The organism is Priestia sp. RMT2NF4 (assembly GCF_047872835.1).
GTDB lineage: Bacteria > Bacillota > Bacilli > Bacillales > Bacillaceae_H > Priestia > Priestia zanthoxyli.
Genome location: NZ_JBLQZO010000003.1, coordinates 301,168 through 320,815 on the forward strand (window position 1 = coordinate 301,168; position 19,648 = coordinate 320,815).

Sequence of the window (19,648 nt, forward strand, 5' to 3'; positions counted from 1 at the left end):
AGGTCAAGGAGGTTTTTTTATGGCTTTTACGATAGTAGAGAAGGAAACATGTATTGCTTGCGGAGCATGTGGAGGGAGTGCGCCAGATCTTTATGATTATGATTCAGAAGGTCTTGCTTATGCCGTATTAGATAACAACGAAGGAACAAAAGAAGTTCCTGAACATCAGCAAGATGAGATGATGGAAGCGTACGAAGGGTGTCCAACAGACTCGATTAAAGTTGCAGAGCAGCCGTTTTATGGAGATGCAGCAAAATTCGAATAGGGCTTTTGAAAAAATAAATAATGATAAAGTACATTTAGTTATCTGATAAGTGAATATTTGGTTATATAGAAAGTTCCAAAACAAAAAAGGTCTTGCCTAGGCAAGACCTTTTTCTACTCTAAATTTGCATGCTTTCCGTACATCGTATGAGTATCAAGTTCTTTCTTCTCCATGAAGCGAAGAATCAGCGCATCGTAAAAAAGAAGAAGCGTTTGTTCAAACAGTGACGCCATAGGCTGTACGGTTTGATAACTGCTTTGTTCTTGATCCTTCGGAGCGCCGGGCAGCTTCACGATGAAGTCAGCCAGCTTGCCAAGCGTGGAATCGGGGGAAATCGTGACTACTCCAACTTTTCCTCCAAGTTCTTTTGCTTTTTGAGCAATAGGAATCAAGCTCTTCGTTTCGCCAGAACCTGATCCGATGATTAATAAATCATCCTGCGTGAAAGTGGACGTCACGGTTTCTCCAATGACATAAGCATCAATGCCCATATGCATCATACGCATAGCAAACGACTTGCCCATAAGACCTGAACGGCCTGCTCCTGTGACAAACACTTTTTTAGATGAGATGATGCCATTTACAAGCTGTTCAGCTTCATCGTCAGCGATTAGAGCTGTTGTTTGTAAAAGCTCATTCATAACCGTTTTTAAATGTTCGCTCGTCTGCATAGAAAGCTCCTTAATTTGTAATAAGCTCTTTCATTTGAGAAGCAACTGATTTTTTATCATCTTGGCTCGTGATGCCTCCGCCAACGATAACAAGATCAGGCTGTGCTTTTACTACTTCAGGTAAAGATTCTAATTTAATGCCGCCAGCAACGGCTGTTTTTGCATTTTTTACAACGCTTTTGATTGTTACTAAATCTTCAAAAGAGTTTTGACCAACTGCTTGAAGATCGTATCCTGTGTGTACGCAGATATAGTCAACGCCAAATTCGTCTAGCTCTTTTGCGCGTCCTTTAATATCTTTTACACCAATCATATCGACTAGAATTTTTTTACCTTGTTTTTTCGCTTCTTCAACTGCACCTTTAATTGACATATCTTCAGCCACACCTAAGATGGTAATGATGTCTGCTCCAGCTTGAGAAGCTTGCTGTACTTCATAACCAGCTGCATCCATGATTTTTAGGTCAGCTAATACTTTTAAATTAGGAAATGCTTCTTTAATTTCTTTAACGGCGCGAAGCCCTTCATTGATTACAACAGGTGTACCGATTTCCACGATATCAATATGTTCTTCAACTTCTTTTACTACCTCTTTTGCTTGAGAAATATTAACAAGATCTAATGCTAATTGTAATTCCATTCTACTCCACTCCTTACAGAAATCTATAGATACCTTTTGTGCCTTTTTACATAAAAAGCAGCTGGTGTAGTTATTGTACCCGCAGTTTGAGGTTCTTAAAAGTACGCACTTTTCCCACAAATAGTGTGGGGAATGATAGTATACAGAAGTATACTAATGGACATATCAGTCTTGTAACCGCTTAATTTTCATTAAAAATGCGGATGATATTGAGTAATATCATCCGCATAAAAAAATAAAAACTATGGAATAGAAGGATTCGTTTCCATCATTTAATTAACGTTTCTGCCTTTTGTTCTTGATTGACCAGCACTGTATCACGGTAATTTTTACCCCAATCGTACATGGCTGTCAAAATAGGCATTAAACTTTCTCCTTCTTTTGTAAGTGAGTATTCGACTTTAGGTGGTACGACAGGATAAACTTTACGGTTAACAATTAGATCTTCTTCCAGTTCCCGCAGCTGGTTAACCAGCATGCGCGGCGTAATATCAGGAATAAGCGATTTTAGTTCCCCGAACCGTTTTGTTCCTTCACGTCCTAAGTGCCATAGTATCAGCATCTTCCATTTTCCGCCGATAATAGCAAGCGTTAATTCTTTTTCACAGTTAAATTCCTTATTAAGCTGGCTCAATTGTTTCACCCCTATGACCAATAGTATAAAATTTCTTTTACAGTACTTCTTATTATACCGGTGCTGACAATCCTTTTACAAAAATCCGGCTTGTATCTTTCCATTAAAAAATTTAGCTTTTTTTACTATATAGTTATTCTTGACTAGTGAGATATAAAAGGTGGCCTTTAGTCATGTTTTTTATTTTTAACGAATTCAATTGTTTAAATATAAAAAAAGATGGGAAATCACTCAATAACGATGCTAAAGGAGGCAGTAAAAATGGAAAGAAACCGATCTGAATTACAAAACCCTGCTTTAAGCAACAGCGCAGGCATCAACAACGATGTAGGAATTAATAACAATCCACAGACAGCTAATAGCACTGCTGCTGTTAGCACCACGGGGAAAAGCTACAGCAGCAAGCTAGTAAAAGGTGTTGTTGTCGGGGCAGTTGTAGGTGGATGTATAACATTACTTGATAATAAAACTCGCTCATCTGTTAAAAGAAGAGCCGTTACATTAAAGGACTCTTCTGCAAACATGATTAATCAAGTAAAAGAGAACCCTCAAGAAACAAAAGAAAAAATGGTGCAGCAAATGAAAAATGCATCGAATCTTTTAAAAGATGCAATTAATGATGCCAAACATTTGTACGAGCGTGTAAATGAAGATTTCTTTAAGCAAGCAGAAGATGTGAAAAGCGTTACGTATGATGCAAAATCAACGGTAGAAGATGCTAAAAGTGATTTACAGCAAATTGGTGAAAAAGTGAAAGATGCAACTTCTGAAATAAGTAAGGAAAAGATGACGCCGGACGAAAAACCAGAATCTGAGCGTGAAAGAACATATCAGTCTATTCACTAAGAAGGAGATGTTAACTGTGAGTCAAATGAATGAAGGAACTACAAAAGACATGAATAAAATTGAAGAAACGGTAGATAATTTAGGGACGGAGAAAAAAGAAGCAATTTTGCAGAATTTTGATACGTTTACTGATTATTTAACTCAAAAAGTTCATGTCGGTAAAAAGCTCGGGTTAAATGAGGAACAATTAGCAGCTGCTACAAAAAAAGTGGCTAGCTATTTAGCCAAAAATGAGGAGCCTCGAAACCGAGAAGAAAAAGTCCTTCATGAGTTATGGAAAGTCAGCAGTGAAGAGGAAAAGGAAGTCCTTTCTCATCTCATTTTAAAACTAGTTGCGTAACATTAAAAAAGCATCCCGTCTATCAGGATGCTTTTTTAATGTATTAAGATGATTGATTTTGAGCCTCTTGAATCGTTTTATCCCAGTCAATACCGCAATCATCCGTTGCACAAGAAGATTGCTGTGCGCAGCTTGCACATTTTCCCTGAGTACTCTTGCGGAAGAATTTTGTCATATGATAAAGGGCATACCCAAAAATCAAAACCCCAATTAAAATGTTAATAATCAATGTTATTCACTCCTTTTAAGAAAAACCAAGTACTTTTCCAATAGTGTGTACAAGCAAAGCTACGAGATAAGCGACAACCAAAGGGTAGGCCACAGCAAATGCTGTCCATTTTAATGAGCCGGTTTCTCGTCGAATAACAGCGACGGTTGCTAGACACGGAACGTAAAGAAGAACAAACACCATAAACGTATAGGCTGTTAGCGGTGTAAAGAATGTCTTCATTGTGTCGCCAAGCTGTCCTTCTTGTACTTTATAAATGATGCTCATAGTTGAAACAACCACTTCTTTCGCTAGGAACCCTGTAATCAGTGATGCTACAGCTTGCCATGTCGCAAAACCTAAAGGGATAAATAGAGGAGCGATAGCACCTCCAATAATAGCCATAAAGCTATTTTCCATATCTACTCCAAAACCGCCAGGGCCAGCGTAAGATGATAGCCAGATAAATACAGAGCCAGCTAAAATAACCGTACCTGCTTTTCGGACGAAATTTCGGCCTTTTTCCCACGTGCTTCTCCAAAGAGTCTTGGCTTGAGGTACGCGGTAAGGAGGAAGTTCAACAATAAAAGTTGATTGTTCGTCTTTAAGAAGCGTTACTGATAAAATTTTCGTTACAACAAGTGCTAAAATAATGCCAAGCAAGTACATAGAAAACACCACAGCTGCTCCGTTTTGCACAAAAAACGCACCTACAAACAAAGCGTATACAGGAAGACGTGCTGAACAGCTCATAAATGGATTGACTAAAATGGTCATAAGGCGCTCTTTTCGCTGTTCAATTGTACGCGCGGCCATAATCCCCGGTACGTTACATCCAAAGCTAATAATCATCGGAATAAATGCTTTTCCGTTCAAACCGAAAAATTCCATTATACGATCCATTACTACAGCAATTCGAGCCATGTATCCTGAATCTTCAAGCAGTGAAATGAAAAAGAACAGGACAAAAATTTGTGGTACAAATACCAGTACGCCGCCTACTCCTGCAATAATGCCATCCACAATTAAATCATGAATAAATGGAGCAGCACCAGCTGCATTTAAAAGAGAATCAGCGCCTTCACTAAGCGTTCCGCCAAAGAAGCCGTCCAGTTTATCAGAAAGCGGAACGCCAATCCACGTAAACGTAATATTAAAAATCAAATACATTAAGCCAAGAAAAATAGGGAGACCAAGCCACTTATGCGTCACAATTCGATCGATTCGATCCGTGAAAGTTAAAGGTGTTTCGCTGCCCTTTATGATACACTCGCTCGAAATGCGTTCAATAAATGCTGTACGCACGTCGAAGAAATGCTCGCTAAGCGGCTTGTTTATTTTTTGTGCAGCGGCTTTTCGCAGCTCAAGCAGCTCTGAGTAACTCGCTTTTTCTTTTAATGTTGATTCGATTACGCTATTTTCCGCTAAGAATTGAATGGCAATCCATCTGCTGACGTCCGCTTTTGTTTGAATCATATGAATTGCTTGTTCAGCGGTTTCCCCATAATTTAATTGAAATGAAGGGGCTTTTAAATCTTGCTTCAAAGTAGAGAGCAGATCGTTAATTCCTTTTCCATTACGGGCAACAATCGCTGAAACCGGAATATGTAATGATTTGCTAAGCTTCTCCAAATTAAAAGTCAATCCGCGTTTTTCCGCTACATCAATCATATTTAAGCCGATTACTAATGGCTTTCCATATTCCAATGCTTGAATAGTGAGATGCATGCTTCTTTCAAACTGAGAAGCGTCTACAATATTCAGCATACTGTTAAATTCTCCGGTTAACAAAAAGTTAGTTACCACTGCTTCATCTGAAGAAAGAGGAGTAAAGTCATACACACCCGGCAAATCAACCAGCTGGCTGTTTTGCTTTTTAATAGATCCAACTTTCTTTTCAACGGTTACACCGCTCCAGTTTCCTACGTATTCATAGGAATCTGTTAATATATTGAATAAAGAAGTTTTTCCTGTGTTTGGATTTCCTAAAAGTGCAATTGTACTCATGCTGTCTCAACCTCAATTTTGGCCGCATCGCGTTTTCGGATGCTAATCATTTGACCTTGACATTCAATAATACAAGGTCCTCCTAAGATGGTTTTTTGCTTCATGCATAGTTCGCAGCCTTTTTTTACTCCAAAAGAAAGAAGGCGGCGTTCTAATGATCTATCTAAAAATTCAATGTTTTTAACTTTTACTTTGTCGCCAATACTCACGGTAGTTAAATTCATCATTCAGCACTCCTGTTAATGATAATCATTTTCAATTTGTATCTATCTCGATTATACATAAGGTTCTAAAATCAATCAATGCTTCTAGAGCGTTACAATTAAAAATATATATTTATAACTATATTTTTCAGGTGAAATTATGTACGATTTTAGCAGTAAATTGTCAGGAGGGATGTGAGTGGAGGTAATCATTCGCAAAATGAGAAAAGAAGATATTACGTCTGTTCAATACGTCGCAAAGATGAGTTGGTATGATACATATGAAGGAATTATTCCTAGAAGCGTTCAGAATCGGTTTCTTTCAGAAGCATACTCCAATAAAAGGCTGCTGTGGCGCTTGCGTAATTCGTTCATTTATGTAGCAACTATTGATGAGAAAATCGTAGGATACGCTAACTTTTTCCGACTACAAAACAGAGGGGAAATAGAACTAGGATCTATCTATATACTGCCTGCTTATCAAGGAAAAGGAATCGGTTCGCAATTGTTAGAAAAAGGAATGAAGCGCTCGAAGGAATTAAAAATCGTTTACATTAACGTAGAAAGGGAAAACGGAATAGGCCGTGCATTTTATCAATCAAAAGGTTTCCAGCTTGTGGATGAATTTGATGATGAATTTGACGGGCATTTATTAAGAACGATACGAATGAAACTCATGATTTAAGCCTGATATTTAGTGTGAACGTTATCTTAAAAAGCTGATTTTAAACTTTCTGCTAAAATCAGCTTTTAATTACAGAATAACGATTGACCTTATTCTTGTGAATATGGTAACATTAATCAGAACTTAATGACCGAAAATGTTTTTCGGTCAAACAGTCAGGCGGAAGTAAGGATTATTGGAGGCTAAAAAACATGAATATGATTAAAGGAGAATGGAAAAAAATCTTTTCCAAACCAATGACTATTGTTGTGATTTGCGGATTGTTATTTGTTCCATTACTTTATAATGTCATCTTTTTATCTGCTTACTGGGATCCATATGGAAAAACAGATCAAATTCCAGTTGCAGTGGTAAATGAAGATAAAGGTGCTACGTTAGATGGAAAGAAATTGAATGTCGGTCGTGATTTTGTTGATGATTTAAAGAAAAACGATAAATTTGACTGGAAATTTACGAACAAAGAAAAAGCGTTAGAAGGCTTAAAAAATGAGGACTACTACTTAGTTTTGGAAATTCCAAAGAATTTCTCCAAAAATGCAACAACATTAATGGATGAGAATCCTAAAAAAATGAAATTTATCTACCATACAAATGCCGGAAAGAACTATTCAGGCGCTCAAATTAGCTCAAATGCAGTAGCTAAAATCAATGATCAGATTAAAGAAGCAGTCACAAAGCAGTATGCTGAAACGGTATTTGACAGCTTTAAGCAAGTAGCGGACGGTCTTCAAAAAGCAAGTGACGGTGCAGGAGAGCTAGAAAATGGTTCAAAAACGCTGCGAGATAACATGAAGAAACTAGCAGACAGCACGGTTACGTTTGAAGACGGTACAGCTAAATTAGCAAGCGGGTTAACGGATGCACGAAAAGGAGCAACAGATTTAAATGCTGGTGCAGCTAAGCTACTAAACGGTGCGGACACAATTAATGAAAACTTAGGCAGCCTAAACAGCGGTTTAGGGAAGCTAGAGAATGGAAGCAGTCAATTATATAGTGCTTCTAGTCAATTAGAAACTGGAGCTGTTGGTGTTCGAGATGGGTTGTCAAAGCTACAAAGTGCAACCAAACAACTTAATGATGGAACACAGACACTTCAAGGAAAGCTTCCGCAGTTCACGAGCGGCTTAAACCAAGTGGATGCTGAAGTGAGCAGCGTTACGCAGCAAATTAATCAAGCGGAACAGGAAATCACTCAGATTAAACAGCAGGTAGATTCAAAAAAAGCGGAGTTTGAACAGCAGCAGCAAGCTCTCATTGACAGCATTAACAGCAACGAATCCATTCCCGATGAGCAAAAACAAACGCTGATTGCAGGAATTAAAAAGCTGACGTCTCAGCAGTTTATGGATGAACAGCAGCAAAAAGCAGAGCAGCTAAAAGCAAAAGTAGATAAAGTGCAAGAGTTATCTGCGGCGCTGCAAAAGCTTTCTAAAGGCGGAGAAGATATCCAAAGCGCAATTAATAAAATTGCTGACGGACAAAGTCAGCTGTACGATGGACAAACGAAAGTATATAACGGTGCTGTTAAACTAGCAGACGGAGAAAAGCAGTTCAATAGTAAATTTGCAGAGCTAAACAGCGGTATAGCTGACGCTCATACAGGAGCTGGAAAGCTTGCTGATGGGCAGCAGCAACTTGTGGATGGGCTTAAGAAGTCTGAACAAGGAAGCGCAGCGCTAGCAAATGGTTTAACGCAGTTAGAAAACGGGGCAACCAAATTAGCAAATGGTTCTAAAGAGTTAACAAATGGTTCATCCAAACTATATGACGGTTCATCTAAATTATCAGATGGAACAAGCGAGCTTCATTCATCTTTAGCGGATGGTGCAAAAGATGCAAAAGATGTTAAAGCAGATGATAAAACATACAGCATGTTTTCAAATCCAACGGATTTAAAATCAGATAAACAAAATAACGTAGATAAGTACGGTGTCGGATTAGCTCCATACATCTTATGTATTGGCTTGTTTGCGGGAACATTAATGTTTTCAGCGGTGTACCCAATGAAAGAGCCATCAATTCGACCGACATCAGGTATTTCGTGGTTCTTAAGTAAGTTTAGTGTCATCACTATTGTAGGTATGCTGCAAGCAGCGATTGCTGTTACAGCTCTTCTTTGGGGCTTGCATTTAAACGTAACAAGCATTTGGCACTTCTATATCTTTACCATGATTACAGGTGTAACGTTCTTTACACTGATCTTGTTCTTAACAACAGGGTTAGGAAAAGTAGGGCAGTATTTAGCCTTTATTATTCTGCTGCTTCAAATTGGCGGCAGTGCAGGTACATTCCCTAAAGCACTTGTGCCGGAATTCTTCCAGGCAATCAATCCATACTTGCCTATGACCTATGCAATTCGCGGTTTCCGTGAAATTATTTCAATTGGTGATGATTTCGGCTATGTATGGCATCAGGCTGGCGTACTTGGAATCTTTGCAGCAATCTTCATCACTCTTTCATTGATAATGTTTTATATCAATGCCAGAAAAGAGAAGCATCACACAGAGGAAGAGGCAGCAGCCTAATTTAACTAATAGAAAAAGAGAGTTCCAGTTTAAAAAGGAACTCTCTTTTTCTTTATGTTAGTATAGGTTTACGTGTAAAAGAGGGGAATGTGAATGCATGCAGCTTACAAAATTTGCGGTGTATGAAAGTGATCGTGTGAAAAAGTGGCAGGAAGGGCTGAAAGAATGGGACGGTTCAATATCGGAACGGATGATAAATGACAAAGCGGAAGATGAATTTTGGCAGCAATATCTAGAAAAAATGTCTTTTGATTCAGAAAACGATCCTGTAGTGAAACAGCTTCAGCAAGAACTTCTTGCTTTTTTGAATCCAAGTGACTCTGTCATGGAAATTGGCCCTGGCTGGGGAAATTATACGTTTTCAATTACGGATTATGTAAAAGAACTTACGTGTATGGATTGTTCGCCAAGCATCATCCGCTACTTACAAAAACAATCAAATGCCCGCTCTAATCTAAAGTTCATAGAAGGTAAATGGGAGTATGAGCGTCTAACAGATAACTATGACGTGGTAGTAGGAATAAACTGTTTTTACCGTATGCATAACATTGTCGATGGTCTCTTAAATATGAATGATTCGGCTAATCGTTTGGCGGTTATTGGCATGTCAGCGGGTCCAGAAAAGCCTCATTACGTAGATTTACATAGAAAACTTGGGTACGAGATTAAATGGCGCCGTAAGGAATATATTGACTTACTAAATATTTTATATGAACTGGGCATTTATGCAGATTGTAAGCTGGTTCCTATAACCAAAACGGTAACGTATGAGACGTACGAAGATCTCATCAAGAAGAACTCGACAAAGCTGCTTTCGAAAGATGTTGACAAATTAGAAACTGAGAAGATTATTTTACAGCATGTAAAGAAAATAAATGACACATATGAATATACGTATCAATATCATATGGCTTTTATTTATTGGAAACCGATAAAAAGAACCCGTTGATTTTTATTCAACGGGTTCTTTTTAGTAGTAATAAAGCTGTAATTTAGAATAAATAATATTAAAATCGTCGCCGCTTAGAAGAACTTTCAATTCCAGCTTCTTCACGGTATTTAGCTACTGTTCTTCTTGAAATTTGAATTCCTTCGCTGGAAAGAAGAGACATGAGCTTTTGATCTGAAAGAGGTTTTAATTTATTTTCTTCGGCAATTAATGTTTTAATTTTCTCTTTTATAAAGGCGGTAGAATTGCTTTGTTCTCCATCGGTTCTCTCTAAAGAATTAGTGAAAAAGTATTTTAGTTCAAACAGTCCGCGCGGCGTTTGAATATACTTTCCGTTAGTTGCACGGCTTACAGTTGATTCGTGACAGTCTACTTTTTGAGCAATATCTTTTAAGGTAAGCGGCTTTAGCCCCGAAATACCCATTTCAAAAAAATCTTGCTGATGTTCCACAATGGCTTTAGACACGTTGTAAATCGTCGCATTACGCTGCTCAATACTATTAATTAGCCAAGTAGCTTCATGGATTTTTTCCTGTACGTATCGATCGGTTGTTACGCATGCAGAGCGATGAACCAGTTTTTGGTAGGTGCTGTTAATCTCGATGGGCGGAAGCAGCTCGCTATGAAGAATAACATGATAGCGGCCGTCTATTTTTTGTACCGTTACATCAGGCGAAATGTACTTCGTAAGCGGAACGTAGAAATCTCCTGCTGGACGAGGATTCAATGTCCGCAAGCAGTCAACAATTTCTTGTACTTCGCGCATTGAAATAGAGTATTTTTTTGAAATGTTCCGATATTTTTTGTTAGCAATATCTTCAATATCGTGTTTCACCACATCATATAAAAGAGGAGGCTTTGACTTTTTGGCCTTAATTTGAATAAGCAGTGAATCGACAAAGTTTTGAGCGCCCACTCCGATTGGATCAAAGCTTTGTAAAACGTGAATCATATCGTTGACTTCGTCAATTGAAACGTTAAGCAGTTCGGCTGCCAATTTTGGTTCAATTGCTAAAAAGCCGTTTTTATTTAAGTTTCCAATTAGAAATTGAACGATGTGTTTTTGCTGTGAGTGTAAATGATTTAGCATAGACAGCTGCTCTAATAAATGGCTCTCTAATGTCACAGTTTGATCGGATATATAATTAAACGGATTATACTCGTCATCGGTGTGACCTTTTGAATATGAACGCTGTTCTCGAGTGTTAAATGAATTTTTTTGCTGAGAATCGCCAGCAGACAGTTTAATTACAGGATTTTCATTGACTTGCTCATGAAGATAATGAACTAAATCGGCCGTAGAATAATTTAAAATGTTGATAGACTGACGTAATTCAGGTGTCATGGCCAATTTTAATAGTTGTTTTTGAGATAAATCTAAACCTAATTGCATCATTGAATCACCTATCATTCTTGAGTTTTATTTCGACAATTCTGGCTGCATCGTTCGACATCATCATATATGAAAATGCGAAAGAATTCTATAGTGTTGTCAGATGTTCTTACACAAGGGCGACTCATAAGAAAGAGTAGGGAAATAGATAAAACAACCGAATAGCTCTTCCCAGCAGCTATTCGGTTATTTTAACAAAGCTGCTAGGAGAACTTAGCTGCAATTTGGGGTGTTTCCCATTCTTCTATCTCCCCATGCGCACATCATATTTAAAATTTCTCGTAAGGTTTCGCCTTCTTCACTGAGTGAGTACTCTACTTTAGGAGGAACTTCATTGTATACTTTTCTATTAACTACACCGTCTTTTTCTAATTCTTTTAGCTGTTGAGACAGCATTTTTTTAGTAATAGCAGGCATAGCTCGCTGAAGTTCGCTAAAACGTTTTTCGCCTTCTTTTAAGAGGCATAAAATAACGACTTTCCATTTCCCGCCGATTACTTCAAGTGTTGCTTCAACAGGTACATTGTAGTGGGGTGCTTTCACCGCTAATCCTCCATTCATAAACAGATATGAAATATGGATATAATAATTTAATATCCATAGACCTAGGTTACCGGGAAGGTACCTGGTTACATGAAAGTGCCGTCTTTTGTAAACAACATGTATTTATTATACTGAAAAAGAACTTTTAATTGAAGGAAGAAATGTAAAAGGGGAGATCTTGATGAAAGCTTTACTGCTAGAAGGCAAAGGGAAAGTAAGTGAGATGAAAGTCGGAAATATCCAAAAGCCGCATCCAGCTAAAGGTGAAATTTTAGTTAAAATTAAAGCTACTGCCTTGAACCCTGTAGATTATAAAACAGGAAACGGCGGTAATCCCAGTTGGACATACCCTCACGTATTAGGACTTGATTCAGCTGGCGTTGTCGAGGAAGTGGGAGAAGAAGTCACAACTGTCAAAATCGGAGACCGCGTTGTATATCATAGCGATTTATCAAAAAAAGGCGGGTTTGCACAGTACGGAGTGACAACAGCTCATACGGTTTCCCTTATTCCACAAGGAGTTTCATTTGAAGACGCTGCAGCTATTCCATGTGCGGGGTATACAGCATATCAAGCATTGTTTCACAAAATGAACGCTTCAAAAGGACAAACGATTTTAATTCACGCAGGTGCTGGAGGGGTTGGAGGGTTTGCCATTCAGCTTGCTAAAAATGCAGGTCTTACAGTGCTTACAACCGCATCTTCTGCCAATCATGAGTTTGTAAAAAGTTTAGGTGCTGACTATGCAATCGATTACCGTAAAGAAGATTTTGTGAAAAAAGTGCTGGAGCTTACCGATGGACTCGGTGTAGATTTAGTCTTGGATACAGTCGGGCGTAACAATGCAGACGAGTCGGTAAAGGCTCTTGCTTTTAATGGTCAAATTGCATTTATCGCAGGACCTCCTAATGTAAATGATGCGATTTCGTTTGCGCATCCACTATCGTTTCATCAAGTTGCATTAGGAAGCGTACATCAGTCTAACAACGTAAAAGAACAGCAAAAACTTGCGGAGATGGGAAATAAAATGCTTTTGCTTTTACAAGAAAATAAGCTGAATGCTCTTGTGGAAAAAGTCATTTCACTAGACGAAGTGCCGTCAGCTTTAGATGAACTGGCGACTCGTCGAGTAAAAGGGAAAATTGTAGCTGTGATAGATAAATGATAGAACGAAAAAGAGCTTGAGACAAAAGTATTTTAGTTGAAGTAAAAAACGAACTATTGATCAATAGTTCGTTTTCTCGTCTTTAGATTGGATTGGGTTAAGTTATGTTCCAGCCTCTTTTAAATCGTAAACTGCTGCGTATAGAGCTTGTGGTAAAAACCTTGTTTCTCTAATAGCTCGTGATGATTTCCTTTTTCAATAATCTGTCCGTCTTTTAAGACAAGAATTTGATTTGCATTTTCAATCGTTTTGAGGCGGTGGGCAATTACAAAGCTTGTTTTTCCTTTTAATAGATTACTCATTCCTTTTTGAATATCAATTTCTGTTTTTGTATCAATATTGGAAGTAGCTTCGTCTAAAATTAAAATATCACAGTCAGAGAGCATGGCTCGGGCAATCGATAAGAGTTGCTTTTGACCTTCACTTAAATTTCCTCCACCGGCTGAAATCACGGTATCGTATTGCTGCGGCAGGTGCTTGATAAAAGAATGAGCATTTGCCATTTTTGCTGCGCTTTTCACTTCTTCATCGCTGGCATCTAACCGGCCGAATCGAATGTTATCCGCAATCGTACCGGAAAATAAATAGGTATCCTGAAGAACAATGCCAATTCGGTTTCGTAAATCATGGATGTTATAGTCACTGATGGAACGGCCGTCAATTTTAATGTCTCCGTTTGCGATGTCATAAAATCGTGTGAGCAAGTTAATGATTGTTGTTTTACCAGAACCTGTAGGACCGACCAAAGCAACCATTTCACCTTTTTTTGCTGTAAGTGTAACATTTTTTAAAATCATTTTTTCGTCAGTATAGCCAAATGATACGTTCTCAAAAGCAACGTCTCCTGCAAATTTTGTAACAGAAAGAGCGTTTGGCTTGTTTGTGACGTCCGGCTGCTCATCCATAATCGCAAACACGCGCTCTGCGCCGGCAATAGCCGAAAGAATAGTGTTTACTAAGTTTGCCATTTGACTGATTGGGCGAGAGAACTGACGTGAGTAGTTAACAAATGAAGCGATCATCCCAACTGTAACGCTACCTTGAACAGCCATAAATGCTCCTGCTCCAATCACTAGTGCTAAGCCTAAGTTGTTAATAAAGTTTGTGACAGGACCTAAAAAGCCTGAAAATGTTTCTGCTTTTGTTGCTGAACTTCTCAGCTGTTCATTTCGTTCATTAAAAACAGTTAAAAAATCTTTTTCCTTACTAAAAAGCGTAACAACTTCTCCTCCAGAGATTGCTTCTTCTACAAAGCCGTTTAGCTCACCTAAGTCTTTTTGGCGTTTGACAAAATTTTCACTGCTTCGTTTTAATATTTGTCGAACGATTATAACCATTAATGGAATAACAATCAGTGTGATAATGGCAAGAATCCAGTTGAGCGAGAACATCGCAATGGTAATACCGACTAGAGATAAAATAGAGGACAGAGCCTGAATAACGCTTTGACTCAGAGCGTTATTCAGGTTATCAATATCATTCGTAACCCGGCTCATTAACTCTCCGTGAGCTCGCTTATCAAAAAAGCGAAGAGAGAGAGTTTGAAGCTTTGCAAATAAATCTTGGCGGAGCATTCCGATGGTCGTAAACGAAACGTTTACCATTAAATAGGTTTGCAGCCATGTTAACAAAGATGTCGTAATGTAAATTCCTGCAAGAGTGAGTGACATTCGTATCGTTCCGCTGATATCTTTGGGAATAATATGCTCGTCAATAATAACCCCAATTAAATAAGGGCCTAATAAATTAAGCAGGGAAGTCACAATAACTAAGATGATCGCAGCCACAAGCGGAGGCTTTCGTTTTCCCATATATGACCAGATTCTATATAGTGTTTTTTTCGCATTCTTTGGCTTCACTACAGGACCCTTCATCATGCCTCTAGGGCCGCGAATAGAGCTCATTTGATTTTTACCTTGATTATTCACTAGGCAACACCTCTTTTCCGCCTTGTGCTAGATAAATGTCGTAATAAAGAGAGTGGTGACGAAGCAATTCTTCATGAGTCCCTTGTTCAGCAATTTTGCCTTCATCCATGACGATAATATGATCAGCGTGAAGAAGAGACGAAATTTTAGACGCAATAATAATGACGGTCGCATCGGAAAACTCTTCTTTTAAATGTGTTAGTACCTGCGCTTCTGAGACAGCATCCAACGCGGAAGTTGCATCATCAATGACCAATATAGCAGGCTTTCTAACAAATGCACGCGCGATTGAAAGACGCTGCTTTTGCCCTCCTGATAAGTTGGTTGCTCCTCGCGTTAAAGGATACTCATATTTTTCTGGGAGTTTTTCAATAAACTCCGTTGCGCATGCAAAAGCTGCAGCATCTTCAATTTCTGAGGAAGAAGCATGATCGTTTCCCATTCGAATATTCATATCAATCGTTCCGGTAAACAGTGTAGCTTTTTGAGGAATAAACCCAATGGATGAGCGAAGCTCTTTTACGTCATAGTTTGTCAGATTTTTTCCATCTACAAAAATTTCGCCGCCATCAGGATCATATAAGCGCGAAATAAGTTTTGCAAGCGTCGATTTTCCGCTTCCAGTAGAGCCGATAATGCCAATAGTTTCCCCGTGTTTAGCAGTAAATGAAATATCTTTTAATACGTTTTCTCCATTTTTACTGTAGCTGTATGTAACGTTTTGAAACGATAGATCACCTTTAAGCCTGTTGATTTGAGCAGCAGAGTTTGCTGGAGGAATGTCTATTTTTGTTTTTAAAACAGAATCGATTCGTTCAGCTGAAGGGAATGCACGTGTAATTTGCATCAGCACCATGCTGCTTGACATAAGTCCGTTTAAAATAATCGTTAAGTAATTAATAAAAGCTAAAATCACACCTGCTTCAATTTTTCCTGCTTCAACTTGAAGTCCACCCAGCCATAGAGTAGCTACCATGCCGATATTTACTACAAATAAAATAACGGGCATTAAAAGCGAAATAAGCTGAACAGCACTCATATTAGCTTGCGTCAAGGAGCTGTTTGCTTCTTTAAACTGATTGATTTCATATGATTCTCTTACATACGCTTTTACTACGCGCATCCCTGATAAATTTTCTTGGACTTTTGTGTTTACACGATCAACGCTTCGCTGAACTTTTTTGAAAAGTTTTCCGGCATTCGTGATCACAAACCAAATGCATAAAAATAAAATAGGGACGACCACGACGATAATAGGAAACAAAGAACGAGCGGTTAATAACACGATCACAATACTTCCTGCAAAAAGTAAAGGTCCTCTAACTAATACTTTTAGCGTCATATTCAATGCGTTTTGAACACTCGTTACATCATTTGTCATGACGGTGATTAAGTGACCAGTCCCTAGTTTATCTCTGTTGCTGTTTGAGAGGTTTTCAATCTTTTCAAAAAGCGATTTTCGAATATCGGTAGAAAAATTTACTGCTGCTTTTGTGCTAAGGATGGCGCAGACGATACCAGCAGCTAAGCCAATGATTGCTAACATAAGCATAAGGATACTTCGGGTGATAACATATGTTTGATTGTTGTTTGCAATGCCATAATCAATGATATGCTGCATAATAGTAGGCTGAAGAAGGTCAGCTAACACTTCAATGACCATCAATAGCGGGGCAAACAGCGCGAGCCATTTGTAAGGTTTTAAGTAAGGGTATAAAGATTTAATTGTATTCACACATTGTGGCACTCCTTTCTGTAAAAAATATGGTAACATAGAATAAGTTTAGAAGTTTGTTTCAAGCACCATTTATTATACGCCAATGCAAGCAGAAATCCACTTTTTGAGAGGGTCAGGTATGCAATGAATCAAACATTACGAGTACATCATCCACTTTTTGGATCTTTGTTATATGACTCGGCCTGGGTTGGAGAAAAACAGGTCACTTTCTTTGGACAACAACAACATGTGTTGCTGACAATTGATGGAGATAAAGAGAAGCCATTTCAAAAACGGCAAGAAGAGGCTTTTCAAGCATTTTGGCTTCAAAGCGAATTATTGTTAAAGAGGACGGAAAAAGCTCTTTTTGATTATTATCAACAGGTGCGAGATGAATACAGAACTCAAGTTGAAAAAGACGTGGTAGACTTATTAGTTCCGAATGTAAAAAAGCGAAAAGACATCGGTTTTTTAGTTGAGTGTATTCAAATCTTTGTTCCTGAAGCACCCCATGATACAAGAGAAGTTGGTTTGTTTTTTGAATGTACGTGGGAAGAAGAGCATATGTTAGCTGTAAAGTTTAGAAATGAACAAATTGCCGCTATTGGCTTACAAGAAGATTTATTCTAGTAAAAAGCCTTGAAGCAACCTGCTTCAAGGCTTTTTGGCATTAATGTTTGACAGGCTCTTCGATTCCCATACCTGTATTTGCTTTTACTAAAATCTCATCAAATTTCTTTTCGTCTGCTTTTTTAGACGAAAGAAGTGTTCCTATAAAAGCAGCTAAGAAGCCTAGAGGAATGGAGATAATACCAGGGTTTGTTAATGTGATGAGCGGCTCACCTACAAAGATAGCAGCTCCAGGCTCAGGTGCCCACACGTTTGGACTAATGGCAACTAAAAACAGTGAGCTGAATAGTCCAACCAGCATGCCAGTGACTGCTCCTGCTGTATTAAAACTTTTCCAAAAAATGGTAAGAAGAATAATTGGCAAGTTAGCGCTCGCTGCTACGGCAAATGCAAGTGCAACTAAAAATGCTACGTTCATGTTTTGAGCAAATAATGCAAGAATAATAGATAGAATGGATACCCCAATAGAAGCCCATCGTGCAGCCACTACCTGTTCTTTTTCAGTTGCAGCCCCTTTACGGAGAATATGACTATAAAAGTCGTGAGCGAATGCTGAAGCTGCTGAGAGCACCAGCCCAGCTACAACAGCTAAAATCGTAGCAAAAGCTACAGCTGAGACAAACGCAAAGAGAAAGTCTCCGCCAAGAACTTGAGCGAGCAGGGGAGCTGCCATGTTTCCTGCTGCATTTGCTTTGATAATATCATCGTACCCTACGAATGCAGCAGCACCGAACCCTAAAAAGATTGTCATAATGTAAAAAACGCCAATGATCCACGTTGCATAAATAACAGACTTTCGTGCGGTGATGGCATCTTTTACTGTAAAGAAACGAATAAGGATATGAGGAAGGCCTGCTGTACCAAGAACAAGAGCTAAATTCAACGAAATCATGTCCAGCGGATTTTTGAATTTATTTCCTGGATTTAAAAATCCGTCGCCAAGAGGAGTTGCGGTTTTCATCTCAGAAAACATTTTAGCAAAGCTAAAATCAAATTTTGAAAATACAATAATGGAAATAATGAACGTACCAATCATGAGAAGCAAGGCTTTGACAATCTGCACCCAGCTGGTCGCCGTCATCCCGCCAAATACAACGTAAACCGTCATCAACACGCCGACAATCAAGACAGAATACACGTAATCTAGACCAAGTAATAAATGAATTAATGCTCCTGCTCCAACAAGCTGCGCAATCATATAAAAAATGGAAATGGTGATCGTGTTTAATGCGGCAACTCCCCGCACTTTCTTTTCGTTAAAACGAGCTGCTATCATATCTGCCATCGTGTACTTTCCTAAGTTGCGAAGTGGTTCAGCTACAATGTATAACACGACGAGATAGGCAACTAAAAAGCCGATGCTGTAAAAAAAACCGTCAAATCCAGAAAGCGCTACCATTCCAGCTATGCCTAAAAATGACGCAGCAGACATATAATCTCCGGCAATCGCCATGCCGTTTTGCCAGCCGGTTAAACTTCCATCTGCTGTATAAAAGTCACTGGTCGTTTTTGTTCGCTTGGATGCCGCATACGTAATGATTAGCGTAAGACCTACAATAGCTAAAAAAAGTGAGAAAGCTAGTACGTTCATTCATTTAACCCCCTATTCAATTTGCAGCTTCTTTTTTTATCGTGTCAACAAGTTCATCAAATTTCGAGGCTCTTTTTGTGTATAAAATGCATAGGGCCCAAGTCATCACAAACTGTGCAAAAGCAAATACCCACGCCCAAGTCATAGAAGCAAAAGCTGGTTTGTTTAAGACGGTTGTGTAAGCCGTTAAGATGGGCAAGGTAAAATAAAAAGCAAGAAAAAACAGAGAGAGCGGTAAAATAAAATTGCGTTTTTGTTTCAAAAGCTTTTGAAATGAAGCAGACTGTACAATTTCTGTGTAATCAGGAGAGGAAGAAGCATTGTTTACCTTCTTTAAAGAATTTTCATTCATCGCCAAGCGGAATTCCCCCTTTGATAATAAATAGATGAAGCAAAAAGCTCCATATCACTTGAATTATATTATTTTCGGAATAAAAAGTAAATTCTGTCTTTTTGTGAGAATGGTAACTTTGGAAGTTTTTTAATATACTAAAGCTTCAAACTAAATGCATACTGCCATAATAAAAAACGAACAACATTCAATATAAAGGAGAAATCGTTCACAATAGAAATATTGAAATTAACCCTTAGTTTCTTTTACATATAAGGCTTTTCTTTATTATTTAAACGTTATTTTTTTGTTGGATCTTTTGAAAAATAAAAGAAGATGATGATAAAATCATAAGCACACAATAATGTTAGATAGGA

Annotated in this window: 20 protein-coding genes; 8 read left to right on the top strand and 12 right to left on the bottom strand. The window is 38.3% G+C overall.

Annotated features, from left to right (window positions below; all coding sequences use genetic code 11):
• The first annotated feature begins 19 nt into the window (after window positions 1-19).
• Window positions 20-265 (top strand): ferredoxin, encoded by a 246-nt coding sequence (locus ACMX9J_RS15035; protein WP_028412157.1) that lies wholly within the window; start codon window positions 20-22, stop codon window positions 263-265.
• 113 nt (window positions 266-378) lie between these two features.
• Here the strand turns inward: ACMX9J_RS15035 and hxlB are convergent, their stop codons facing one another.
• From hxlB to ACMX9J_RS15050, 3 genes are all read right to left on the bottom strand, one after another.
• Complete coding sequence (hxlB, locus tag ACMX9J_RS15040; RefSeq protein WP_013055598.1) at window positions 379-936, bottom strand: 6-phospho-3-hexuloisomerase; 558 nt, start codon at window positions 934-936, stop codon at window positions 379-381.
• A gap of 10 nt (window positions 937-946) precedes the next feature.
• Entirely contained in the window at window positions 947-1,576 is a 630-nt protein-coding gene (gene hxlA / locus ACMX9J_RS15045) for a 3-hexulose-6-phosphate synthase (RefSeq protein WP_013055599.1), read from the bottom strand.
• Window positions 1,577-1,844: 268 nt separating this feature from the next.
• On the bottom strand, window positions 1,845-2,210 hold the full coding sequence (locus ACMX9J_RS15050; protein ID WP_028412158.1) for a winged helix-turn-helix transcriptional regulator: 366 nt from the start codon (window positions 2,208-2,210) through the stop codon (window positions 1,845-1,847).
• 261 nt (window positions 2,211-2,471) lie between these two features.
• Between ACMX9J_RS15050 and ACMX9J_RS15055 the strand changes: the two genes are divergently transcribed.
• Together ACMX9J_RS15055 and ACMX9J_RS15060 are read left to right on the top strand one after the other, a co-directional pair.
• Window positions 2,472-3,056 (top strand): hypothetical protein, encoded by a 585-nt coding sequence (locus ACMX9J_RS15055; protein ID WP_047751583.1) that lies wholly within the window; start codon window positions 2,472-2,474, stop codon window positions 3,054-3,056.
• Window positions 3,057-3,072: 16 nt separating this feature from the next.
• On the top strand, window positions 3,073-3,396 hold the full coding sequence (locus ACMX9J_RS15060; RefSeq protein WP_013081917.1) for a DUF3243 domain-containing protein: 324 nt from the start codon (window positions 3,073-3,075) through the stop codon (window positions 3,394-3,396).
• A 43-nt stretch (window positions 3,397-3,439) separates the two neighbouring features.
• Here ACMX9J_RS15060 and ACMX9J_RS15065 read toward each other — a convergent pair whose 3' ends face one another.
• Genes ACMX9J_RS15065 through ACMX9J_RS15075 form a run of 3 tightly spaced genes read right to left on the bottom strand, consistent with a single transcriptional unit; the run spans window position 3,440 to window position 5,835 of the window.
• Window positions 3,440-3,625, bottom strand: a complete 186-nt coding sequence (locus ACMX9J_RS15065; protein WP_013081918.1) for a FeoB-associated Cys-rich membrane protein — start codon at window positions 3,623-3,625, stop codon at window positions 3,440-3,442.
• Window positions 3,626-3,640: 15 nt separating this feature from the next.
• Complete coding sequence (gene feoB / locus ACMX9J_RS15070; RefSeq protein ID WP_416225920.1) at window positions 3,641-5,611, bottom strand: ferrous iron transport protein B; 1,971 nt, start codon at window positions 5,609-5,611, stop codon at window positions 3,641-3,643.
• Window positions 5,608-5,835 carry a FeoA family protein gene (locus tag ACMX9J_RS15075; protein ID WP_025749730.1) on the bottom strand — a complete coding sequence of 76 codons (228 nt, stop codon included), beginning with the start codon at window positions 5,833-5,835 and terminating at the stop codon, window positions 5,608-5,610. The genes feoB and ACMX9J_RS15075 overlap by 4 nt, the downstream gene beginning before the upstream one ends.
• A 178-nt stretch (window positions 5,836-6,013) precedes the next feature.
• Here ACMX9J_RS15075 and ACMX9J_RS15080 point away from each other — a divergent pair, with 178 nt between their 5' ends.
• From ACMX9J_RS15080 to ACMX9J_RS15090, 3 genes are all read left to right on the top strand, one after another.
• The gene (locus ACMX9J_RS15080; protein ID WP_080754381.1) at window positions 6,014-6,499 is read left to right on the top strand and encodes a GNAT family N-acetyltransferase; all 486 of its coding nucleotides are present in this window, start codon (window positions 6,014-6,016) and stop codon (window positions 6,497-6,499) included.
• Between the two features lie 191 nt (window positions 6,500-6,690).
• A complete protein-coding gene (locus ACMX9J_RS15085; RefSeq protein WP_154991691.1) occupies window positions 6,691-9,024 on the top strand; it encodes a YhgE/Pip domain-containing protein in 2,334 nt (777 codons plus the stop codon).
• 97 nt (window positions 9,025-9,121) lie between these two features.
• The gene (locus ACMX9J_RS15090) at window positions 9,122-9,973 is read left to right on the top strand and encodes a class I SAM-dependent methyltransferase (RefSeq protein ID WP_416225921.1); all 852 of its coding nucleotides are present in this window, start codon (window positions 9,122-9,124) and stop codon (window positions 9,971-9,973) included.
• A gap of 58 nt (window positions 9,974-10,031) precedes the next feature.
• On the opposite strand, the gene rpoN is transcribed toward ACMX9J_RS15090, so the two are convergent.
• Window positions 10,032-11,369 carry an RNA polymerase factor sigma-54 gene (gene rpoN / locus ACMX9J_RS15095; RefSeq protein WP_224979863.1) on the bottom strand — a complete coding sequence of 446 codons (1,338 nt, stop codon included), beginning with the start codon at window positions 11,367-11,369 and terminating at the stop codon, window positions 10,032-10,034.
• Between the two features lie 210 nt (window positions 11,370-11,579).
• Entirely contained in the window at window positions 11,580-11,927 is a 348-nt protein-coding gene (locus tag ACMX9J_RS15100) for a winged helix-turn-helix transcriptional regulator (RefSeq protein ID WP_014461394.1), read from the bottom strand.
• 163 nt (window positions 11,928-12,090) lie between these two features.
• On the opposite strand from ACMX9J_RS15100, the gene ACMX9J_RS15105 reads away from it, so the two are divergent.
• Complete coding sequence (locus tag ACMX9J_RS15105) at window positions 12,091-13,074, top strand: zinc-binding dehydrogenase (protein WP_311265067.1); 984 nt, start codon at window positions 12,091-12,093, stop codon at window positions 13,072-13,074.
• 119 nt (window positions 13,075-13,193) lie between these two features.
• Here the strand turns inward: ACMX9J_RS15105 and ACMX9J_RS15110 are convergent, their stop codons facing one another.
• Complete coding sequence (locus ACMX9J_RS15110; protein WP_028412166.1) at window positions 13,194-14,978, bottom strand: ABC transporter ATP-binding protein; 1,785 nt, start codon at window positions 14,976-14,978, stop codon at window positions 13,194-13,196.
• A 16-nt stretch (window positions 14,979-14,994) separates the two neighbouring features.
• Entirely contained in the window at window positions 14,995-16,737 is a 1,743-nt protein-coding gene (locus tag ACMX9J_RS15115; RefSeq protein WP_416225922.1) for an ABC transporter ATP-binding protein, read from the bottom strand.
• A 126-nt stretch (window positions 16,738-16,863) separates the two neighbouring features.
• Here ACMX9J_RS15115 and ACMX9J_RS15120 point away from each other — a divergent pair, with 126 nt between their 5' ends.
• Window positions 16,864-17,349, top strand: a complete 486-nt coding sequence (locus ACMX9J_RS15120) for a DUF6985 domain-containing protein (RefSeq protein ID WP_028412168.1) — start codon at window positions 16,864-16,866, stop codon at window positions 17,347-17,349.
• A 40-nt stretch (window positions 17,350-17,389) separates the two neighbouring features.
• Here ACMX9J_RS15120 and ACMX9J_RS15125 read toward each other — a convergent pair whose 3' ends face one another.
• Both ACMX9J_RS15125 and ACMX9J_RS15130 read right to left on the bottom strand, forming a co-directional pair.
• Entirely contained in the window at window positions 17,390-18,940 is a 1,551-nt protein-coding gene (locus ACMX9J_RS15125; protein WP_416225923.1) for a cation acetate symporter, read from the bottom strand.
• A 16-nt stretch (window positions 18,941-18,956) separates the two neighbouring features.
• A complete protein-coding gene (locus ACMX9J_RS15130) occupies window positions 18,957-19,292 on the bottom strand; it encodes a DUF485 domain-containing protein (RefSeq protein WP_033579473.1) in 336 nt (111 codons plus the stop codon).
• Between the last annotated feature and the right edge of the window lie 356 nt (window positions 19,293-19,648).

Coding starts and splice junctions, on each gene's coding strand:
- rpoN (WP_224979863.1), bottom strand. CDS start 11,369: ATGATGCAATTAGGTTTAGATTTATCTCAAAAACAACTATTAAAATTG.
- feoB (WP_416225920.1), bottom strand. CDS start 5,611: ATGAGTACAATTGCACTTTTAGGAAATCCAAACACAGGAAAAACTTCT.
- ACMX9J_RS15055 (WP_047751583.1), top strand. CDS start 2,472: ATGGAAAGAAACCGATCTGAATTACAAAACCCTGCTTTAAGCAACAGC.
- hxlA (WP_013055599.1), bottom strand. CDS start 1,576: ATGGAATTACAATTAGCATTAGATCTTGTTAATATTTCTCAAGCAAAA.
- ACMX9J_RS15035 (WP_028412157.1), top strand. CDS start 20: ATGGCTTTTACGATAGTAGAGAAGGAAACATGTATTGCTTGCGGAGCA.
- ACMX9J_RS15075 (WP_025749730.1), bottom strand. CDS start 5,835: ATGAATTTAACTACCGTGAGTATTGGCGACAAAGTAAAAGTTAAAAAC.
- ACMX9J_RS15130 (WP_033579473.1), bottom strand. CDS start 19,292: ATGAATGAAAATTCTTTAAAGAAGGTAAACAATGCTTCTTCCTCTCCT.
- ACMX9J_RS15125 (WP_416225923.1), bottom strand. CDS start 18,940: ATGAACGTACTAGCTTTCTCACTTTTTTTAGCTATTGTAGGTCTTACG.
- ACMX9J_RS15100 (WP_014461394.1), bottom strand. CDS start 11,927: ATGAATGGAGGATTAGCGGTGAAAGCACCCCACTACAATGTACCTGTT.
- ACMX9J_RS15110 (WP_028412166.1), bottom strand. CDS start 14,978: ATGAGCTCTATTCGCGGCCCTAGAGGCATGATGAAGGGTCCTGTAGTG.
- hxlB (WP_013055598.1), bottom strand. CDS start 936: ATGCAGACGAGCGAACATTTAAAAACGGTTATGAATGAGCTTTTACAA.
- ACMX9J_RS15085 (WP_154991691.1), top strand. CDS start 6,691: ATGAATATGATTAAAGGAGAATGGAAAAAAATCTTTTCCAAACCAATG.
- ACMX9J_RS15090 (WP_416225921.1), top strand. CDS start 9,122: ATGCAGCTTACAAAATTTGCGGTGTATGAAAGTGATCGTGTGAAAAAG.
- ACMX9J_RS15120 (WP_028412168.1), top strand. CDS start 16,864: ATGAATCAAACATTACGAGTACATCATCCACTTTTTGGATCTTTGTTA.
- ACMX9J_RS15105 (WP_311265067.1), top strand. CDS start 12,091: ATGAAAGCTTTACTGCTAGAAGGCAAAGGGAAAGTAAGTGAGATGAAA.